This window comes from Caulobacter sp. GW821-FHT12A07, assembly GCF_058807655.1.
The window spans coordinates 42277-61246 of the sequence record NZ_JBXAQX010000006.1; the positions used below are offsets into that span (position 1 = coordinate 42277).

At 64.1% G+C, this 18970-nt stretch carries 18 protein-coding genes; 9 read left to right on the forward strand and 9 right to left on the reverse strand.

Annotated features, from left to right (window positions below):
* Positions 1-14: 14 nt before the first annotated feature.
* Positions 15-1142, reverse strand: a complete 1128-nt coding sequence (locus tag AC1RRS_RS13870; RefSeq protein WP_492855654.1) for a LysR family transcriptional regulator — start codon at positions 1140-1142, stop codon at positions 15-17.
* On the opposite strand from AC1RRS_RS13870, the gene AC1RRS_RS13875 reads away from it, so the two are divergent.
* From AC1RRS_RS13875 to AC1RRS_RS13895, 5 genes are all read left to right on the forward strand, one after another.
* On the forward strand, positions 1129-1725 hold the full coding sequence (locus AC1RRS_RS13875) for an NADPH-dependent F420 reductase (protein ID WP_492855655.1): 597 nt from the start codon (positions 1129-1131) through the stop codon (positions 1723-1725). The genes AC1RRS_RS13870 and AC1RRS_RS13875 overlap by 14 nt on opposite strands.
* 350 nt (positions 1726-2075) lie before the next feature.
* Positions 2076-2942, forward strand: a complete 867-nt coding sequence (locus tag AC1RRS_RS13880) for a pirin family protein (RefSeq protein ID WP_492855656.1) — start codon at positions 2076-2078, stop codon at positions 2940-2942.
* Between the two features lie 191 nt (positions 2943-3133).
* Positions 3134-3772, forward strand: a complete 639-nt coding sequence (locus AC1RRS_RS13885; RefSeq protein WP_492855657.1) for a DedA family protein — start codon at positions 3134-3136, stop codon at positions 3770-3772.
* Positions 3773-3894: 122 nt separating this feature from the next.
* A complete protein-coding gene (locus AC1RRS_RS13890) occupies positions 3895-4524 on the forward strand; it encodes an ATP-binding protein (RefSeq protein ID WP_492855658.1) in 630 nt (209 codons plus the stop codon).
* Positions 4525-4609: 85 nt separating this feature from the next.
* The gene (locus tag AC1RRS_RS13895; RefSeq protein ID WP_492855659.1) at positions 4610-6121 is read left to right on the forward strand and encodes a hypothetical protein; all 1512 of its coding nucleotides are present in this window, start codon (positions 4610-4612) and stop codon (positions 6119-6121) included.
* On the opposite strand, the gene AC1RRS_RS13900 is transcribed toward AC1RRS_RS13895, so the two are convergent.
* Positions 6073-8055 (reverse strand): PAS domain-containing protein, encoded by a 1983-nt coding sequence (locus AC1RRS_RS13900; RefSeq protein ID WP_492855870.1) that lies wholly within the window; start codon positions 8053-8055, stop codon positions 6073-6075. The two genes, AC1RRS_RS13895 and AC1RRS_RS13900, sit on opposite strands and share 49 nt — an antisense overlap.
* 62 nt (positions 8056-8117) lie before the next feature.
* On the opposite strand from AC1RRS_RS13900, the gene AC1RRS_RS13905 reads away from it, so the two are divergent.
* Positions 8118-8741, forward strand: a complete 624-nt coding sequence (locus AC1RRS_RS13905) for a response regulator transcription factor (protein ID WP_487291799.1) — start codon at positions 8118-8120, stop codon at positions 8739-8741.
* Positions 8742-8848: 107 nt separating this feature from the next.
* Positions 8849-9229 (forward strand): response regulator transcription factor, encoded by a 381-nt coding sequence (locus AC1RRS_RS13910; protein WP_492855661.1) that lies wholly within the window; start codon positions 8849-8851, stop codon positions 9227-9229.
* Positions 9230-9540: 311 nt separating this feature from the next.
* Here the strand turns inward: AC1RRS_RS13910 and AC1RRS_RS13915 are convergent, their stop codons facing one another.
* From AC1RRS_RS13915 to AC1RRS_RS13940, 6 genes are all read right to left on the reverse strand, one after another.
* Entirely contained in the window at positions 9541-10809 is a 1269-nt protein-coding gene (locus tag AC1RRS_RS13915; RefSeq protein ID WP_492855662.1) for a three-Cys-motif partner protein TcmP, read from the reverse strand.
* A 47-nt stretch (positions 10810-10856) separates the two neighbouring features.
* Positions 10857-11636 carry a DUF5131 family protein gene (locus tag AC1RRS_RS13920; protein ID WP_492855663.1) on the reverse strand — a complete coding sequence of 260 codons (780 nt, stop codon included), beginning with the start codon at positions 11634-11636 and terminating at the stop codon, positions 10857-10859.
* 1540 nt (positions 11637-13176) lie between these two features.
* Positions 13177-13494 (reverse strand): DUF6378 domain-containing protein, encoded by a 318-nt coding sequence (locus AC1RRS_RS13925; RefSeq protein ID WP_492855664.1) that lies wholly within the window; start codon positions 13492-13494, stop codon positions 13177-13179.
* Between the two features lie 65 nt (positions 13495-13559).
* Entirely contained in the window at positions 13560-14060 is a 501-nt protein-coding gene (locus AC1RRS_RS13930) for a hypothetical protein (protein ID WP_492855665.1), read from the reverse strand.
* A complete protein-coding gene (locus AC1RRS_RS13935) occupies positions 14044-15171 on the reverse strand; it encodes an ImmA/IrrE family metallo-endopeptidase (RefSeq protein WP_492855666.1) in 1128 nt (375 codons plus the stop codon). The genes AC1RRS_RS13930 and AC1RRS_RS13935 overlap by 17 nt, the downstream gene beginning before the upstream one ends.
* Positions 15172-15750, reverse strand: coding sequence for a hypothetical protein (locus AC1RRS_RS13940; protein ID WP_492855667.1), 579 nt, complete (start codon positions 15748-15750; stop codon positions 15172-15174). It abuts the gene before it with no gap.
* A 546-nt stretch (positions 15751-16296) separates the two neighbouring features.
* Between AC1RRS_RS13940 and AC1RRS_RS13945 the strand changes: the two genes are divergently transcribed.
* A complete protein-coding gene (locus AC1RRS_RS13945) occupies positions 16297-18264 on the forward strand; it encodes a conjugal transfer protein TraG (protein WP_492855668.1) in 1968 nt (655 codons plus the stop codon).
* Positions 18265-18266: 2 nt separating this feature from the next.
* On the forward strand, positions 18267-18686 hold the full coding sequence (locus AC1RRS_RS13950; RefSeq protein WP_492855669.1) for a CopG family transcriptional regulator: 420 nt from the start codon (positions 18267-18269) through the stop codon (positions 18684-18686).
* Here AC1RRS_RS13950 and AC1RRS_RS13955 read toward each other — a convergent pair.
* Complete coding sequence (locus AC1RRS_RS13955) at positions 18683-18958, reverse strand: hypothetical protein (protein ID WP_492855670.1); 276 nt, start codon at positions 18956-18958, stop codon at positions 18683-18685. The genes AC1RRS_RS13950 and AC1RRS_RS13955 overlap by 4 nt on opposite strands.
* Between the last annotated feature and the right edge of the window lie 12 nt (positions 18959-18970).

Below are 18970 nucleotides of genomic sequence, written 5' to 3' on the forward strand. Positions count from 1 at the left end.
TGGGCCTGGCCGGCTTAATCCAAGGCTTGGCCGCCCGATGACGAGGCTGCCTGAAGCTCGAAGCGGCGGATGAGGAAGCTCGCCGCCGGCCCGGGCGGGCTGTCGCTGCGATAGATGGCCTGCAACCGGTAGGGACCGCCCTGAGCGTCGGGCATGTCGAGGACGACGAGTCGGCCGCTGGCGAGATCTTCGCGAACCATCGGCTCTGGCATGTTGCCCCAGCCGATCCCCTCGCGCAGGAGCATGTGCTTGGATCCCAGGTCCGCCAGGCGCCAGGTGCGATTACCGACCACGGCGAAATCCTGGCCTTCCGTCAGGGCGGAGCGATCGGTCAGAACGAGCTGAATGTGATCGCGGCCCGCGCCAGGATGGTTGCGGCCGGCCCGCGCCAGAGGATGATCGGGCGCCGCGACAGGGACGAGGGCAACCGATCCCACGCCAATGCGCTCGATGCCCGTGGCGCTGACGTCGAGCGGGCCGCTGACGCCGAGCGTCGCACGCCCGGTGAGCACCATGTCCGTGACCGCGCCCAAGGCCTCTGTGTAGAGACGCAAGGTCACCGCCGGGTAGGCTTCCCTAAACGCCCGCAAGGCGTCCACGACGCGATCTGCGGGCAGCATCACATCGAGCGCCAAGAGCACCTCGGGCTCGACGCCCCGTGCGAGGTCCTTGACCTTGGCCTTTAGCCCGGAAACGCCTTCGACGATGGATCGCGCCTCGGCGACGACAGCGCGACCCGCGTCCGTCAGGATCGGGCGCTTGCTGTTGTCGCGATCAAAGAGCACCACGCCCAGCTGGGCCTCGAGGTTGGCCACGCCGTAGCTAACGACCGACGGCGCGCGTCGAAGCTGTCGGGCCGCCGCGCCGAAGCTGCCGCCATCGACCACGGCGAGCAGGATGTTCAGCTGATCGAGGGTTGGGTTGCCCGGATCATTCATCGAAAATCTCGAAGGTTTGCGCGGTGTTCGTTCGACATCGTCGTAGGTTCGAGACTTGGCGAAGGTCAGGCGTTCCGGCAAGCCACACGCCCGCCGGTTCCCGCCGAGCGCGTCAAATATCGACGAGGCGTCCAAGGCGGCGGGCTCGCTGATCCGCACATTCGCCGCGCTAGTGAAAGGATCCTTTGTCATGACCATCGCCATCGTCGGCTCAGGCGCGATCGGCTCGGCGCTCGCGCGTCGCTTCGCCGCCAAGGGGCTCGGCGTCCAGATCGCCAACAGCCGCGGCGCGGCTTCGATCCAGCCGCTGGTCCAGGAGCTGGGCGACGTCATTTGGCCGGTCGAACTGGACCAAGCGCTCGCCGCCGAGATCGTGCTCTTCGCCGCGCCTTTCGCGGCCGCGCCCGTCATCCTTGGGCAGGTGCCCGACTGGAAAGGCCGCATCGTCGTCGACGCCACCAACGCCATCAACTTCACCAACTTCACACCGACCGACCTTGGCGGCCGGCTGTCGTCCGAGGTCGTCGCCGAGGCCGCGGTGGGCGCGCGGCTGGTCAAGGGCTTCAACACCCTCCCGGCCGCGGTGCTCGCCGCCGCGCCGGAGTTCGCTGGCGGACACAGGGTGCTGTTCCTGGCCGGCGACGACGACAACGCCAACAAGGAAATCAGCAGGCTGGCCACGGCCTTGGGCTTCTTCCCGGTGATCCTGGGCAAGATCGCCGAAGGCGGGCGCCTGCAACAATTCGGCGGCGCGCTGATCACCCACAATCTCATCAAGATCGGCTAGGTCCGTTCGATTTTCCCGAACGGTTTCTCGGACTTTATTCGGCTGTCTCGGCCAGGTCCTCAGAGCGCAGATGGCGGCCTTCTCGCGGCGCGTCGCTGCGGGCTCATCGAAGGAACCGTGTCGTGGGTCGCACCAACATCTTTGCCGAGATCTGGAAGTTTCTCGTCTTCGTGACCGTGGTCAGGCTGCTGGCCAGGCGTTTTCGCCGCCGCCGCGCCCTGTCCTGGCGCTAACGGGGCGCTGATGACGCCCCGGCCGACCCTTCGGAAATCTCGAACAACGCCTTCGAGTTTTTCCGCGGTGAAAACGTCGCTGGCGAGCGCCACCTGAGGGTTCCCAAGGAGCCCGCCATGTCGCCCGTCCGAGAGATCCAAAGCCGCCACCGCGCCTTCCACACCGTCGAAGGCGACGGTGTCGACGTGCTGCGCGCCGTTCCAGGTCAAGGCTATGAAAGCGTCGGGCCGTTCATCTTCCTGGATCACTTCGGGCCCATCGCCTTCGATCCGGCCAAGGCCAAGGGCGCCTCGGCCCATCCCCATGCCGGCATCGAGACCCTGACCCTCCTGATCGAGGGACGGATGCGACACAAGGACAGCCTGGGCAACGCCAGCACCATGTCGCCGGGCGACGTGCAGTGGATGCGCGCCGGGCGCGGCGTCGTCCACGACGAGCAGCCTGATGTCGCGGCTATGCGCGCCGGCGACAGCACCCACGGCGTGCAGCTGTGGATCAACCTGCCCACGGGCTCCAAGCACATCGACCCGACCTATCGCCACGTCGACGCCGCGGCGATCCCGCTCCTGCCGTCGGAGGGCGGCGCGACGCGGGCGCGATTGGTGGCCGGCCAGGTGGGTCCGATCAAGGGACCCATCGAGACGTTCGGCGCGCCGTTCGCCCTGCACGTCTCCTTCGACGCCGACGACGCCCTGGTCGCGCCCACGACGAGCCAGGAACTGGCGGTCTATGTCATGCTCGGCTCGGCGCTCGTCGGGGCCGCAGCCCAATCGGTGCAGGCCGGGGAACTGGCGCGACTGGGCGCGGGGCATGCCGTCGTCCTTTCGGCCAGCGCGGGCACGGAACTCCTCGTGCTGGGCGGCGATCGCCTGGATGCGCCGATCCTGCGCTACGGCCCGTTCGTCATGAACACGCAGGAAGAGGTGCGACGGGCGATCGGCGACTACCAGGCCGGACGGATGGGAACGGTCCCCGGCGCATAAGCCGCGCGATCTATCCCGTTGATCGCGCGATCCTCCAAGAACCGGCGACAAGACGCGACCAACATCAGGCGATCGCTATCCGTTCTAAAATATCGAACATAGCGGACGATTTTATTCGGCTTCATCAACCGCGCCTGCGGGCGCATTCCACCGGCGCAGCGCCTGAACGCTGCTCCCCCGAGGACACCACGATGGACGGGTTCGCCCACACCGTTTCGAGTTTCATCGCCGAACACCGCGCCTGGGCCGGTCCGATCGTCGGGCTCATCACGTTCGGCGAGTCCATCGTGGTGGTGGGCGCCTTCTTGCCCGCCACGGTCCTGCTCGTGGTCGCCGGAGGCCTGGTGGCCGCCGGCGTTCTGGACGCGACCCAGGTCGTGGCCTTCGCCCTGTTCGGCGCGATCCTCGGCGATGCGGCGTCCTACGCGCTTGGCCGGCGCCTGGGCGATCGCGCCCTGGCCCATCCCTGGCTCTCCCGCCACCAGACCCTCCTGGCCAAGACGCGGACGGCGACCCAGAAGTACGGCGTCGCGACCCTCTTCGTGGGCCGGTTCGGCGGCCCGTTGCGGGCCTTCGTGCCGATCATGGCCGGCATGATGGCCATGCCGGTTCTACGCTTTCACATCGCCAATGCGCTGTCGGGCGTGGTGTGGGTCGCCGCCTTTCTGCTCCCGGGCTATCTGGCCGGACGCGGCGTGTCCCAAGCGCTGACGATACCGTGGCAGACCCTGTCCTTGATCGTCGCGACCGGAGCGCTGGTCATCCTCGGCGCCGTGATGGTCGCGCGTCTCCTGCGCGCGCAGACCACGCCGCGTCCCTGCGCCTGCTGAGCGCGACAGCCGGCGGTCCTATTCGACGCGTTCGTATTCAAGATCGGCGACAGCGGGTCTGCCAGGGTCTCGCGTGACACGGACGATCCGCCCCGGATCGCGTTCACTGGAGCCGCACGCAGATGTTTCCCAGCGCCCAGCCCAGGACGGGACAGCAAGCCGCCTGGCTCTTCGTCGATGAGCTGTCCCATCGCGTGGCCAACGACTACGCCCTGGCCGTGGCGAGCCTCTCGCGGGAGGCGTCGCGAAACCCCAGCCCCGAGGCGCGCGCGGCCCTCAACGCCGCGGCGGCCCGCCTTCATCGGCAGGCCGAGACCCATCGCGCGCTGCAGCCGCCTGTCACGCCCGACGTCATCGACCTGTCGATCTATCTGCAGGACCTTTGCGCCAGCCTGGTGCGAACAACCCTGGAAGAGCGCGAGATCCAGCTGACCTTTGTCGACGCCCCCGTGGCGCTGGAGGCTGAACGCTGCTGGCGCGTGGGCCTGGTGGTCAGCGAACTCGTCACCAACGCCGTGCGCCATGGCGATCTGGTCTGCCAGGGTTCCATACGTGTCAGCGTGGACCTCACCGAGGGTGACGAGGTCCGTTGCAGGGTCGCCGACAACGGGGGCTGCCTTGGCCAGCCGCGCCCCGGTCGCGGCTGGCGGATCATCGACGCGCTCGCCCAGGAGCTGGGTGGAACCATAGTTCGACGGTTCACGGCGATTGGCGCGCTGGTCACCCTGACCTTTCCCCGCGAGCGCCGATGACAAAAGCGGACGCAGGCTCCTTGCGGGCGTCTTGAACCTTGCCCGAACACCGCCAAGCTAGACCTCGATCAGATCGGGGACGGGCATGACGGCGCTGGTGGTGAACATCGAGATCCCGGACTTCACGACGATCAGCGACGAGGCGCTCGAAGAGCTTCTGCCGCACAATGATGGCGCCTGGAGCCGTCAGACGCGTTGGCTGATGCAGCACTTTGGAGCCAGCGATCTTAACCTCAACGCCGCCTGGGCCTTGCGCTCCACGCGCTGGACCTGCCCTTGTTGTCGGCGGAGCAAGTCTGAGATCGCGCGCCTGACGCCGGCCGGCATTCTCCTCTGCCAGCTCGACTTCCACCACGACCACCTGCGCGATCACGCCGAAAAGCTGTTCGCGGCCTGTCGCCCACCCATCGAGGCTGACGAAGCGCTGCGACGGCGTTGGCACGCCGGCGTCAGCGCCTGCAAGAACCTGATCGAGCGCTTCGGGCCACAAACCCTCTGCACCGACTGCAACACCGCCGAGGGCAAGGCCAAGCTGAAGCTCAAGGACGTCGTTCCGGATCCTTTCAGCTTCTCGCCGTTGGAAATCCGCCGCTTCATCGCCATCGAAGCCAATCGCATGCACGAGGTCGACCTCGAGGCCGCCCGACGGGTCTGGGAGGAGGTGCGTCCCGCGTTCGAGGCACGCCTGGCCTTGGCGAGCCTCCTGGGCGAACGCCTGCTCGCGGGCGATCTGCTCAAGGAACACGGCGAGTTTCTGGATCCGCGTCAGCCGGGCGCCGCCGAGCCCCTGACCGCATTGTTGGTCGCCTCGAGCCGCGGCCGTATCGACCCCAATAGAATCGCGGGCGAGATCTGGAGCCGATCGTGCCGCGCCGGCGGTGTGGGGTCTTCGATCGCCAACAAACGTCGCAAACGCACCGCCGCCCCGACCGACGCGGAATTTGCGGCCCTGGACGCTGAGCATCAGCTTTCACCGCCGTGGCGCGACGCCGGGCCCGATTGGTGCTGTCCGGTTTGCGAGCGCGGCAAGCGGGCGATCTGTCGCCAATCCAACAAGGGGCGATGGACCGCCCGAATCCACGGCTTCGAGGACTTCGTTGCGGAAACCGACAAGGGCCAGCTCTATCGGCGGGACGAGGAGGCCGCACTGGTCATCAGTCACCAACGCCAAGTGCTGATATGCCAGGACTGCCGGGAGATCGTCACGGTGTTCCGCACGCGTCACCAGGGGCTGTCGGGCCAGGTGCTCACGGTCGATGATCTTCGCGCGGCGATCCTGGCCGTTGGCCCCAACCAGCGCCATGACGTCGACTACGACGCCGTGCTGCAGGCGGCTCGCAACGCGGCGGCCTTGACCGAGGCGGTCGAGCGCTTCCGCCGCCACTGGTCGCTCGCCGTCTATGTCTCCGGCCAGTACGACCATCTCGTGCGCTACGGTTGTTACGACCACGACACCGCTATCGACACCCTGAGCAACGAAATCCCATCCTGGGGATGGCTGGACGCCAGGGAAAATGTCGTCTGGCTGCTAGAGGAAGCCCTGCGCCTTCACCGGGTCTCCAGAAGGGCGGAAGGCGCGGATGCATCGGCCGCCTGAAAGGCGGGCAGACGCAGGCGGAAGGTCACGCCGCGCGCTGCGCCATCGTCAACGACGATGTCGCCGCCATGGGCCTCGATGATCGTCTTGCAGATCGAAAGGCCCATGCCCATGCCGCTGGCCTTGGTGGTGTAGAAGGCGTTGAAGAGCTGGTCGCGGCGTTCTGGCGCGACACCGGGACCCGTGTCGCTGACCGACATCACGACATGGCCGTGATCCTGGGCCGTGCGGATCGTCAGGTTGCGATCGACGCCGCCGGCCTCGGCCATCGCCTGCACGGCGTTGACCATCAGATTGACCAGGACCTGCTGCAGTTGCACGCGATCGGCGTCCACCTCGGGCAGATCGGGCGCCAACTGCAGCTGCAGGGCCACGTCATGAGCCGCCAGCTCACGGCGGACGAGCAGGGTGGCGTCCTCGACCAGGCCGTTGACCTCGACCCTGACCTTCTCGGGCTCGCCCTTGACGGCCATGGTCCGGATCCGCCCGATAATGCCTGAAGCGCGGGTGGCTTCACCGATCATGCGATCGATCGCCTTGCGCACCTCTTCCAGATCGGGCGTGTCGCGCCGCAGCCAGCGCATGCCCGCCTCGCCGTTGGTCACGATGGCGGTAAGCGGTTGGTTGACCTCATGGGCGATCGAGGCGGTCAGTTCGCCCAGGGTCGAGATCCGCGCGGCGTGGGCAAGCTCGGACTGCACGCGCTGGAGATCTTCTTGGGCGCGGATCCGATCGGAAATGTCGATGATGCCCACCAGCGTCGTGCCGCGAGGCAGATGCTCGCGGGGAAAGCAGCAGGTGAACAGGCCATCGAAGTCGCGCCCGTCATGGGTGCGAAACTTGGTCTCCGCCTCGAAGTGGGATTTGCGCTCCAAGGAGGCCATGACGCTGGCGGCGAAGATGTGCTCGCTCGCCGGCGGCCAGAACCGGGCTACGGGCCCGACCAGCTGATCGCGGGTGGCGTTGAAGAGCTGCAGCGACTTGTCGTTGACGTCGATGACCTGGCTGCACTCCATCATCTCGCGCACGAAACCCGGATGATCGGCGATGTGGGCCCGCAGATCCGTCACGCCCTGAGCCTTCAGCTGGCCCAGGATGCCGGCGAGGGCCGAGAAATCCAGCTCCCAGAACGACACGCTCATGGCGTGGAAGACGTTGCGGAAGCGGTACTCGCTGCGCCTCAAGGCGTCCTCGGCGCGACGGCTCTCGGTGATATCGCGTCCGGTCTCGAGGATCTCGACGGGCGTGCCGGTCTCGTCACGGCGCAGCGACCAGCGCGTGGAGATCACCGCCTCGCGGCCGTCGGCCAGACGGCGGGTGACTTCGCCTTGCCACTGGTCGGTGGCCAGCAGCTGGGCGTTGATCTCCTCGAGGGGCGAGGGAAAGTGCGATTGAAGCAGGTCGTGGGCGTTGGAGAGCCGCGCGATCTCGCGGCCGTAGCCATAGAGTTCCTGAGAGCCCTGGTTCCAGAAGGTGATGTTGTCGTGCAGGTCGCGCACGAAGATGGCGTCGTGAGCCAGGTCCAGCATGCCCGCCAGCTCCTGCTTTCGCCGAGCGACGTCAAACACCAGGATGTAGAACCCCTCGAACCCCGCCGATCCCATCTTGGGCACGTAGCGGATCGCTGCGTCCCGCACGCCGCCGTCGCGGTGCGGAACCACCGCGTCGAAGGCCACTTGCTCGCCGGCCGCGACGCGGTCGAGAAACGGACGACGGGACGCGTAGAGGTCGGGGCCGATGAAGTCGAGCATCGGCTTGCCGACGAGCTCCTCGGGCGCCCGGCCGTACCATTCTCGGTGGAAGTCGTTGGCGAACCGGCAGACATGGTCGGCGTCGAAAAACGAGATCAAGGCCGGCACGGCGTTGGTGATGGCGCGCAGGTCTTCGGGCGAGGCGCCAGTCTGTTCGGCGGCGTCGAAGGCCTTCAACATCATCCTCACCAAAGGTTGCGCGCCTTTATTGACGGCGCGCGATGGGTGGTCCAGCTATCAGGCAAATGTCCGAGCCCACTGTCCACATCGTTGATGATGACGCCGCTGTCCGAGACGCGCTCGACAGCCTGTTCCGCTCCGTCGGCCTGCAAACCCGCCTCTTTTCCACCGCCCAGGACTTCTTCAAGTCCGGACATGCGCATGACAAAGGATGCCTTGTCTTGGATATCCGGTTGCCGGGCGTCAGCGGGCTCGACTTCCAGAGCCAGCTCAACGCGGCCGATATCCGCATGCCGGTGGTGCTGATGACCGGGCATGGCGATATTCCCATGACCGTTCGGGGCATGAAGGCCGGCGCCATCGACTTCCTGGCCAAGCCTTTTCGCGACCAGGACATGCTCGACGCGGTCATGGCCGCCATCGCCAAGGACGACGCCCAGCGCCACGAGCAGAGCGGCGTTGATGAGGCGCGCCAACGCTACGAGACCCTGACCCCGCGCGAACGCCAGGTGATGGGCCTGGTCGCCACGGGTCTGATGAGCAAGCAGATCGCCTTTGAGATCGGCTTGTCGGAAGTGACCGTGAAAATCCATCGCAGCACGGCGATGCGGAAGATGGGCGCCAAGTCGATGCTCGAGTTCGCGCGCCTGGCCGAACTGCTGGACCTGAAAGCGGCGGCTGCGTCATAGCGCCATACACCCGAGTATTATTTCCCGGCGCGCCCGCTTCAGGCACCTAGGCGGCGTCGTTGTCGCCAGCCTCCTCCCGCGGTCGACGCGCCACAGAGGATGCCCTGGTGTCGAAAGTTCCGTTGATTTGCGTGGTCGATGACGACGAGGCGGTCCGCACGTCGCTCGAAGCGCTGATCCGGTCGCTGGGCTACGGGATCGCAAGCTTCGACTCCGCCGCGGCTTTCCTCGGCTCGGACCAAGTCACCGCTGCCGACTGCGTCATCAGCGATGTTCAGATGCCGGGCCTCAGCGGCTTTGACCTCAAGATCGCGCTCACCGAGCGCGGCGTCGCCACCCCCGTCATCCTGATCACCGCCTTCGACGACGCACGCGCCCAACAACGCGGGCTTGATCTGGGCGCGGCCTGCTTCCTGAAAAAGCCCTTCACGGGCGAAGCCCTCATCACTTGCCTGGAGGACGCTCTCGCGCGCCAGCCTGCGCCCTAGCAGAGCGTGCCCCATGCGGCCGAGGGTTTGGTCAATAAGCGGCGTCATCCGATGAGCGCTACAGTCAGGATGCGCGGGCCCAGAAGGGCTGGATGTCGTGGACGAATGCGACGAGGTCGGACAGGCTTATCGCCTTGCCGTCCGCGTTGCGCCAATAGCTGCCCTTAGCTTGTCGCCAGGAACCAGACCTCCAAGCCCCTTTTGAACTAAGCGTGGATACGAACCGACCTTTCATGGCCATCGACCAGGCCGATGTCGACGCGGTGCTCGGCAAGTCTCGCTGACACCCGCTTCCAGGACAGCGCCGCAGGCTAGACCCCCATTCGGCGGATGAACGATTTCTGCGGCCTGTTACGCACCATGTCGTCCCACTTGAGGCTCTTGGCCGCCGGACGGGCCTTGCCTTCGGCGGTGAAGACGTCGACCTCGGCATAGGTGTCGCGCAACTGGATCACCGCGTCGGCGACCATCTCGAAGGTCAGCGGCGTCTCGTTACAATGCGCCCGGAAGAGGTCGCCGAGCGTGACCGGCGCGCTCGCATCCTGCGCGTCGTCCCGGATCATTCGAGGCAACTGATTGATCGCCGCGGCTAGTGAATCCTTGCGAGCGTCCACGCCGAAGTCGAACTCGAGCCTAATCTGCTTAGGATCGACGCTGGGGTCATAGCCGAGCGCGTTGAAGCCGGCATCGCCAGGATGGGAGAAAAGATTGCTCATGTCCCAGTGGAGCCGAGCCATTTCATCCCGGGCCCGCTCATGCTTGGACAGGTGGAGCAGCCAATAGGAGCGGCGGCTGTCGGCTGATCTGATGAAGAAGGGCGTGTAGTATTTTGCGCCCGTGCTGCCGATGATGTGCTTGTAAAGAAAGCCTTGAATGAGGCGTCGTTGATCCTGTTCGGACTTGAGCGCCTTGATCGCTTCGCCCATTGCCGGATCGAGTTCGATCGCGCGGCCGCCGGATGTGCGCGCCGTCTGGTCCGAAAAGTAATCGATCAGCGAGTCGACCGAGAAGGTGAGCAGCACCTCGGGATTGCGGAGGCAGGCGAAGATCTGCCGGATGGTCGCGAACGAGACGGCGCTCCAGCCGTACTGGTCCAGCAGGAACAGCGCCCGGTGGCTTGATCCGCGATCCTTGATCCTCTGGATGACCTCGGCGGCCTTTTCCTCGAACAGACCGGTCGAGACCGAAATCGAAGCCCCGACCTCGCCGCTGAACTCTGATTTCATGAGCTCGTGCTGGAGGAACTCGATATGCTCGGGCTGCTTGTCGATGAAGAAGAACTGCGACTTCATCTGAAAGCCGTTCTGGCGCGTGAGCGTCAGACCAGCCTCGGCCGCCTTTACCGCGCGAAGCACCCTCAGCGGGGACCCCGGAACGATGACCGAGCCGTTCTGATAGGCACCGCCGCCGCAGAACCCATCGACAATCGTAAGGTTCAATTCCCGTCGGCGAGGGTTGGACGACAGGATTTTGATGTAACTGTCGATGTAGGTGGCGAAGACGTCGTGTTTGGCGATGCTGTGCGCGCCGATCTTCGGCAGCCGTTCACCCACCTTCCACGCATAATGCTTGGTGACCATGTCGTCCGACTATCCCCCGCCGGGCGGCGTCGCAAACGACCTGGGCCTCAGATCGCTTCCGGCGTCGCCGGCATCTCGTTCCAGGTCCTTCCGCGGTATTCGCGGCCATTGGCTTTCTTGGAGCGTTTCTTGTTGTCCTTGCCCCAAGTGCCCCACTGCTTGAAGAAGAAGGCAGTATCATAGGTATCGCATTGCGCGTAAATCTCGTCGATCCAATCTTCACGGATCGGACGCGCGTTCAGACCGCTCTCGCCGCCGACAATCGCCCAGTGCACGTCCGTGAGATTTACGGCCCCCACCGGTCCGATCAGCGGCTCGAACGAGATGAACCGTATGGCGGCCGGCACGGCTCGCAAGTGATCAATCCGGCCAATGACGTCCTCATTCTCGACGCTGGTGCCTAGCCAGACATTGGGCAGCACATCGGGGATCGCGCGCGCCACGACCTCGGCCATGCGCTCGGGCCGCTTGGTGAGGATCTGGTAGTTGTGCTGCGGGGTCTCGCGCATGACCCGCCACACGTCGACGATGAAGTCCTCACTTACCGCGTCGTGGAAGAGGTCGCTCATCGAGTTGACGAAGATCTTCCGAGGCTTGCGCCATCCGTAGGGTATTTCGAGCGCCGAACGATCCTCGCGCACCACGCCGTTCCACAGCGCGCGCTTGCCACTCTTGCGGGTCAGACCTTCGTATTTTTCGACGCCCATGGCTTCGAGACGGCGAGCCATCTGCATGGCGTAGCAGTTAGTGCAGCCAGCGGTGACGATGGAGCAGCCCGCCACCGGATTCCAGGTGGCGTCGGTCCACTCGATCTGCGTCTCGGCCATGCTTCAAACTCTGCTGCCGCGTCCTCATGACGCGTCGGTTGCGTCCCACCATCCAACGCAAGCGGAAAGACTTCCTTAAACATAACCCTTCCGAGCGAAACGCGGTCACGCCACCATGGCGAAGGCTCGCGACAAACCCGGACGCAGGCAGAGCGACGATCAGGCTTGATCAGGACAGGCTGCGAGCCCTCTGACAACCCGTAATAGATAACACTTGCTTGATTATAGAAAGCATTCCCGCAATGCTCAGCTTTGCAAAGTTGCCGCGGAGTGGCGGATAGTCGCCCATTGCACAAGCGTAGCGCGCCCTACTTCTGAGGCCCAGAGTATACGCCTAGACGACAGTACGCCCAATCATCGCCCTAAGCAGCTGTTCTCGGACGAGTGGCTTTCCCTCGAGAATTACTTCACCGAAGGTATCGTCGATGATCCGCTCTTGCCCTCTATGGACATGTACGTGAATCCCATATTCCTGCGGCCTGGAAGCTGTCCAAACGATCGCAGGGGTGGAAGCCCAAATAGAATAGTGGCAGCCCTGGTAGTCGTCTAGGTTCAACCTCCTATCAGGCATCACACACGTAAGGTGTGTAGCGCTCTGGTCATGTAGAGTTTTTAGCGGTGTAGATACAATAGGCTCCTTGCTCCACGTACTATCACGGCCACAATTACCGCAGAAATGCTTGCGGTGTGGCGTTTTGCCAAATTCGCCAAGATCGAGATGGGGGTGGGAGCAATGGGGGCAATCGATGCAGCCCATATCTTGCCCCCCTTCGAGTCCGCATACAAACTCAAATGCTGCAGGGGGAGTGATATCGACGCGGGAAATATTACCATCTGCGAATAGGCCAACACGCGTACTGTAGACTACGGTAATCGCCGGAAAGTCTCGATCAATGTGTTTTGCCTCATCCGGTTTGTCACGCACATGGACATGGATTTTCGGCGGCCGAGGCTTTATTTCAAAGGTCGATAGAGCGGCTGGGAGTGAGCACCAGACTCCGACCTCGGCGTGATTGCTTAGATCGATTGTGTATGGGTCGACAACATAGCTCATCGGCTGTCCATAGGCGGCGCATCGGAACACGCCTGAGGATTGCAACGCCGTGATATCCGCCTTTACACCCCAATGAATTTGGTGTGTCCGACACCACCATCGATCTGCACCGTGCCTATACTTCCCAGCGTAGACGAAGTCGCACGGCAAGATCGCTTGATCAGCCTGTTTGGCGGTGAAATATCTCAGGAGCGCAGGAGAGCGGACTTCTATGTTCCCAAGGGTACGACCACTTGCCCAGCAGATAGCAATTTGGTTCGGCGCGTCATGACCGGACTCGAAGGCCAGGGGCTGCTCTTCGCCAATCTTGCTGACTAGCGTTCTACCTGCGCCTGGAGCCCCGTCGGCCCACCAGAGCTCAACCCTGTTGGATACGGGATCGATCTTCCGCTCTACAAACATCGACTTCTCATGGGCGCGGCGGTCAGGTCGTCCGGTCGCCTTGGCGTACTCTACATTCCTGGCGTCGAGACCAACAGCGCAGAGCTAGTCGCCAGCGCCGTTGCCCCCGCTCTTGGTTCGGTCGTCCAACAGCATCACGCCGCATCGGGCATAACCTGCCACGTCCACCCAAGAGTCTAGATGGTCGGGCGTTTGAACGAGCCGCGCGACCTTCGTCACGATCATCGCAAGTATCTCGCGAACCTGCGGATCAGGGCACTCATCGACGATAGTGCGCAAGGTTGAAATTCGACGATAGGTGTCTTGGGGCGATCCGTAGACGTCACGCCGATCAAGGGTGACCCGCGCATACGCGGCGTCGAACTGAGCCAAGATGCCAATATCGCGATTGCCGTCTCCCATTCTCAACCCCAAATTTCGGACGTGAGCTTTAACCTTGCAGAAGACCTACATAGCTATCGGCGAGATCAGGCCTGTCCACCGTTGCAGAAGAAATCGTTTTCCAAGTTTGGGAGAAATCCGCCGCACTCGCGCATATCAAGATAGCCCGAAAATGCTTCGGTACATTTCAGTAGCGACGCTTCGACGGCAAACTTGAGAAGTCTGAGACTACCCATTACTTTCGGCGCACCAAGAAGATTGATGGCAAGGCGCCTTGCGGCCCCGTCATCAGTGCAGAAGGAGCCCCCGATCAACTCGCAGACGGCAATTGCCTCAAGTTCGCCATCGCCAATGTCGTGATCTGCTACCAACTCAAGGAACCGATCTGGTGAGATTTCAGCATCAGGCACAAACTTAAGCCGCCCTGCTGCCTCCAGTTCCAAAATTAGGCCAGCGCAATCAACCCCGCACTCAGACAACACTATCGGCGACACCTCAATATCGGTATCGGGCAAATCGCAAACGTCCGCGAGCCGACCGCAGTTATAAAGGTTGATAGCTGCGCAGGCATCAATGAGCAGGCGCACGGGTCCCACCCATGGACGCGTGAGTGTTGTAGATACTTTCGATCGACGTCCCTAGTCGATCGGCGATCCAAGTCGGCGAGGTCTCACCGCGAGCAATGCTCTCGTGAACATGCTTCATAAGGTTGGGCGATACCGCGTCGAAATATACCTCGCTCCTAGGGGGCAAGTTGAGGGCGGCAGCTCTCTTTTCCGGGCTCCCATACTGTTTACGGAGGAACTCCGCCAATGACGCGGCACCACCTTCGGGCAAGAGGTCAAGGTCCTCGCAGCGCCTGGCCGCCACGTCGAAGCTCACGCCGTGAAGGCGGGCAAGGATCAATATTTCAACGTCGCCGAGCTGATCGCCGCCTGCACCGATAACGCGCCTGATTTCACTCAGCGTGCCGCCGACTGCTTGGGGCGGAAGAAGGAATGCGGAGGCGAAAGCATCGGCGAAGCCCTCAGCTCGATTGCGGAAGCTTCCAATATTGCTGGCGAGATCGAGATGAGCGCCCTGCAGCGAGTGGTGCGCTACCACATGGCCAAGCTCGTGACCGAGAGTGAACAGCATCCTGGCGGAAAACCGCGGCGAGACGAACACGAATAGATACCCGCCCGCTGCGACTGAGGCTCCTTCGTACTTGGAGTTCTTCAGTTGGCTGACGATCAGTCCGTCGAGCGCAAGGAGGCGCTGAGGAAGATCATTGGCGGGGCTTTCCTCCTGCCCGGGATAGATCAGCTCACGCAACTGAGCCGCAAGCCGCTCCGCCTCGGAATAGGTTTCAGGGCCGTTCAGTCCAAATCTCTCATGCCAGGATGGCAGGTGGTCACGAGGTGGAAGCACTTTGAGAGCGGCATCCACGAAGCCTGCGAGACGGTCAAGCGTCGGTTCACGCTCCGCATTTTGGACTCCCGGCGCACGAAAGCGGGCGGTGAGCTCCAGGCTTGCTGCAGCTGAGGTGAACGCCCGCATTGACAGCTTGAGACCGCGAGCTAGCGCGCGAAGCTCAGCCGCGTTGACGGGAGCTCCATCGAGGATTTCCTGTACGCGCGCCGGCGCCAAACGAGTACGCGCAGCGATCTCGTTTGACTGGAGCTTCAGGGCTCGCAAACTGGCGGAGACGTTAGCCATTTAGTTCGATTGAGCCTTGATCCCGCGCAGCCAGTCCAGAGTTTTCTCGACCTGTGACTGGTCGAGCTTCGCCCATCGCCCCATGACATCAATGACGCGGTTGGCGCGAGGGCGTTCTAGAATCGAAGACAGGCGCTCCAGAGTTTCGCTCCTGCCCTGGGCGATTTCTGCCGGTGATTCAAGGGCAACGGGGTTGATCCCGACGAGATAGTTCTCGATCCGGCTGGCAAACGTATCCGCCTTATGCGTGTCCAAGGGATGCTGTTGGCCGTTGGCGTCGATCAGGACATTGCCCACGAGCCTCCCCTCCTCGTCCCGGCGCAACCTGTTGTCGGGAAAACGATCATACGCGGCGAGCGCACTGATCTTCTCCGCAACCTGAAAGCCACCGACAACATATTGCTGAACACCTTTCGTGGTGCCGCTGATGACGAAGACATGGTCGCCGGGAAGAACGAGTCGCCGAATGTTGGGCATGCACCCGCCAAGCGTTGGCGGATTCCTAAACATCGGGTCGTTAAGGTTTCGATGCCGCCCTGGATCCGCGTTTGGGCTGCTGATGTAGATGTAACCCTTCAAGATCGACTCCCCCAGACTCATGACTGAGCGTCTGCTGAAGCTTATCCATACATTCGGAAAAATAGAAGCGCTCGGCGAACACCACTCGACGTGGTAGTGCCGATCGCGCGAGCGGCAAATCCTTACGCGAGCTTTCGAGTTTTCGGGGTACGGGTCAGCCGTTCGCGAGGTCCGCTAGTCGGATGCCGCTGCGACTCAAGCCAATCTGCGGAAAGCAGCCCTTCCCAACGGAAGCGATGAGTCATGCCTGATCGGACATCGCCCAGTCGACACCGCTGATCGACCCTGGGCGCAAAGATTGCCGATCCTAGTCGGGGAGTTGGAAAAGTCGTGCGAGGACCCCCAGGGTTTTGGCGCGAGCGCTTGGACATGCCGCTAGGCTCCCCGACCAAGGCCTCCATCGGTTAGCGCTACACCGGCGCGCCGTCAAAGGACGGGCTTTCGCCATCGCCTGTCTTTGCACGCCAGGGCGCGACGTGCGCTTTTTGGCCCTGGCGTCCCTGCCGCATGACGCAATGGTCTGTCTCCGCCTGTGTGGAGACGACCGTGTCGCCGACCAGAATCCTCTGGCTGCCGATCGCCGTCGTGGCCGGGATCGTCCTGGTCACGACCTGGACGGCGACCCAGATCACCGCCCAGTCGCTTGGCCACCAGCCAGAGCTGGGCCCGCCCTGGTTCGTCCTGGCGCACTACCGCGTCTACCAGCCGCCGGCCTTTTTCTGGTGGTGGTTCGCCTTCGACGCCTATGCGCCAGCCGTCTTCCTGCGGGGGGCGGCCATCGCGGCCAGCGGCGGCCTGCTCTCAGCGGGCGCGGCCATCTTGCTGTCGGTCTGGCGCGCCCGCGAACGAGGGCGGGCCGGCACGTTCGGCACCGCGCGGTGGGCTTCGCCCCAGGAAATCCGCCAAGCGGGCCTGCTCGGCGACCAAGGCGTCGTGCTCGGGCGCCATGACCAAGACTATCTTCGCCACCAAGGGCCAGAGCACGTTCTCTGCTTTGCCCCGACGCGTTCGGGCAAGGGCGTCGGCCTGGTCGTGCCTAGCCTCCTGACCTGGCCCGGCTCGACGATCGTCCATGACATCAAGGGCGAGAACTGGACGCTGACGGCGGGCTTTCGGGCGAGCCTTGGCCGGGTGCTGCTGTTCGATCCCACCGACCAGGGTTCGTCAGCCTACAACCCGCTCCTGGAGGTGCGCCGCGGCGAGAACGAGGTGCGCGACGTCCAGAACGTGGCCGACATTCTGGTTGATCCAGAAGGCTCGCTCGACAAGCGCAGCCATTGGGAAAAAACCAGCCACGCGCTCTTGGTCGGCGCGATCCTGCATGTGCTCTACGCCGAGACCGACAAGACCCTGGCCGGCGTGGCCACCTTCCTCTCGGACCCCAAGCGCACGATCGAACAGACCCTGGCGGTGATGATGCGCACCCCGCATCTGGGCGAGGACGGACCTCACCCCGTCGTCGCCAGCGCCGCGCGCGAGCTTCTGAACAAGAGCGACAACGAGCGCTCCGGGGTGCTGTCCACGGCCATGACCTTCCTGGGCCTCTACCGCGATCCGGTCGTGGCGCGGGTGACGGCGCGATGCGACTGGCGCATCGCCGATCTTGTCGAGGGCGGGCCGTGCTCGCTCTATCTCGTCGTCCCGCCCTCGGACGTCAGCCGCACCAAACCGCTCATTCGGCTGATCCTGAACCAGATCGTTCGCCGCCTCACCGAGAGCCTGCACGGCGTGGACGAGCGCCAGCGCCTTCTGCTCATGCTCGACGAGCTGCCCGTCCTAGGCCGCCTCGATTTCCTGGAGAGCACGCTGGCGTTCATGGCCGGCTACGGGGTCAAGGCGTTCCTGATCACCCAATCGCTCAACCAGGTCGAGCGCGCCTACGGGCCCAACAACGCCATTCTCGACAACTGTCATGTGCGCGTCTGCTTCGCCACCAATGACGAGCGCACCGCCAAGCGCATCTCCGACGCCTTGGGTACAGCGACCGAGGAGCGGGCCATGCGCAACTATGCGGGCCACAGGCTCTCGCCCTGGCTTGGCCATCTGATGGTCTCCAAGGCGGAATCGCCCCGCCCCCTGCTGACGCCCGGCGAGATCATGCAACTGCCGGCCGACGACGAGGTGGTCATGCTGGCCGGCTCCGCGCCGATCCGGGCCCGCAAGGCGCGCTACTTCGAGGATCCGCGCCTGGCGCGGCGGATCTTGCCGCCACCCTCGCCCTGGCGGGCCGTGGAGCCGCGCCCCGACGATTGGTGTGGGCGCGCGGTCCCGGCTTACGACGGCGGTCCCGTCGCCGGCTCCTCCCTCGGCGAGAGCGATGGCGAAGGGCCTTCGCCGCGCGCGCTCGATCTGGCCCCGTCGCTGACCGAGCCCGCCAGCTTCGCCGACGAGTTCGCCTTCGAGGACGGCGGGGCAGAGGGAGACCTCGACGCCGCGGCTACGCGTCTTGATCGGCGGATGTCGGGAACGGCGAGGCTGGCGGCGCTCGATCCGGACGATGGCGTGGAGCTCTAGACATGCGCAGCAAGCACACCTTTCGCCTGCCGCCCGCTCTGGCGCGGCGTCTGGCCGACTACGCGATGCGCAAACGCATCTCTCAGGCGCTGGTCGTCGAGGCCGCGCTGGAGTCCTTTCTGTCGCCCGATGGCGCCGAACAGCTGGAAGCGGCCTTGAGCCGGCGGCTTGATCGTCTGTCGCGCCAGGCCGATCGTCTCGAGCAGCAAGGCTTGATCGCAAACGAAGCGATCGGCCTCTTCGTCCGCTTCTGGCTGGCCAACACCCTGGCCCTTCCCGAAGCGGCCCTGGCCGCCCAGCAAGCCAAGGGACGTGAGCGCTACGATAACTTCCTGGCCGCGCTGGGCCGACGGATCGCCAAGGGCAAGACATTGTCGCAGGATATCGCCGCGACCCAGCCCGAGGATCCGCCCGAGCTTTAGACCGGGGGCTCCTCGTCCCATCGGTCGACGCCCAAGGCTCGCAACATCTCCAGCTTCAAAACCGCCTCGCGATGGATTTGGCCCTCGAGGGCCGAGCACCTCTGGTCCAAAGCCCGCTGGTCGTCGCGGTGCGCCACCACCAGCGCGGCCGCGAGCAACTCAGCCAGGCGCGCGATCACCACCTCGATCCGCTCTGGATCGCGATTGGCCAGGGCCAGTTCGGTGATCACAAGCGCCCTGATCTTGTCGGTGAAATCCATGCGCTCGACCATGTGAGCACCATC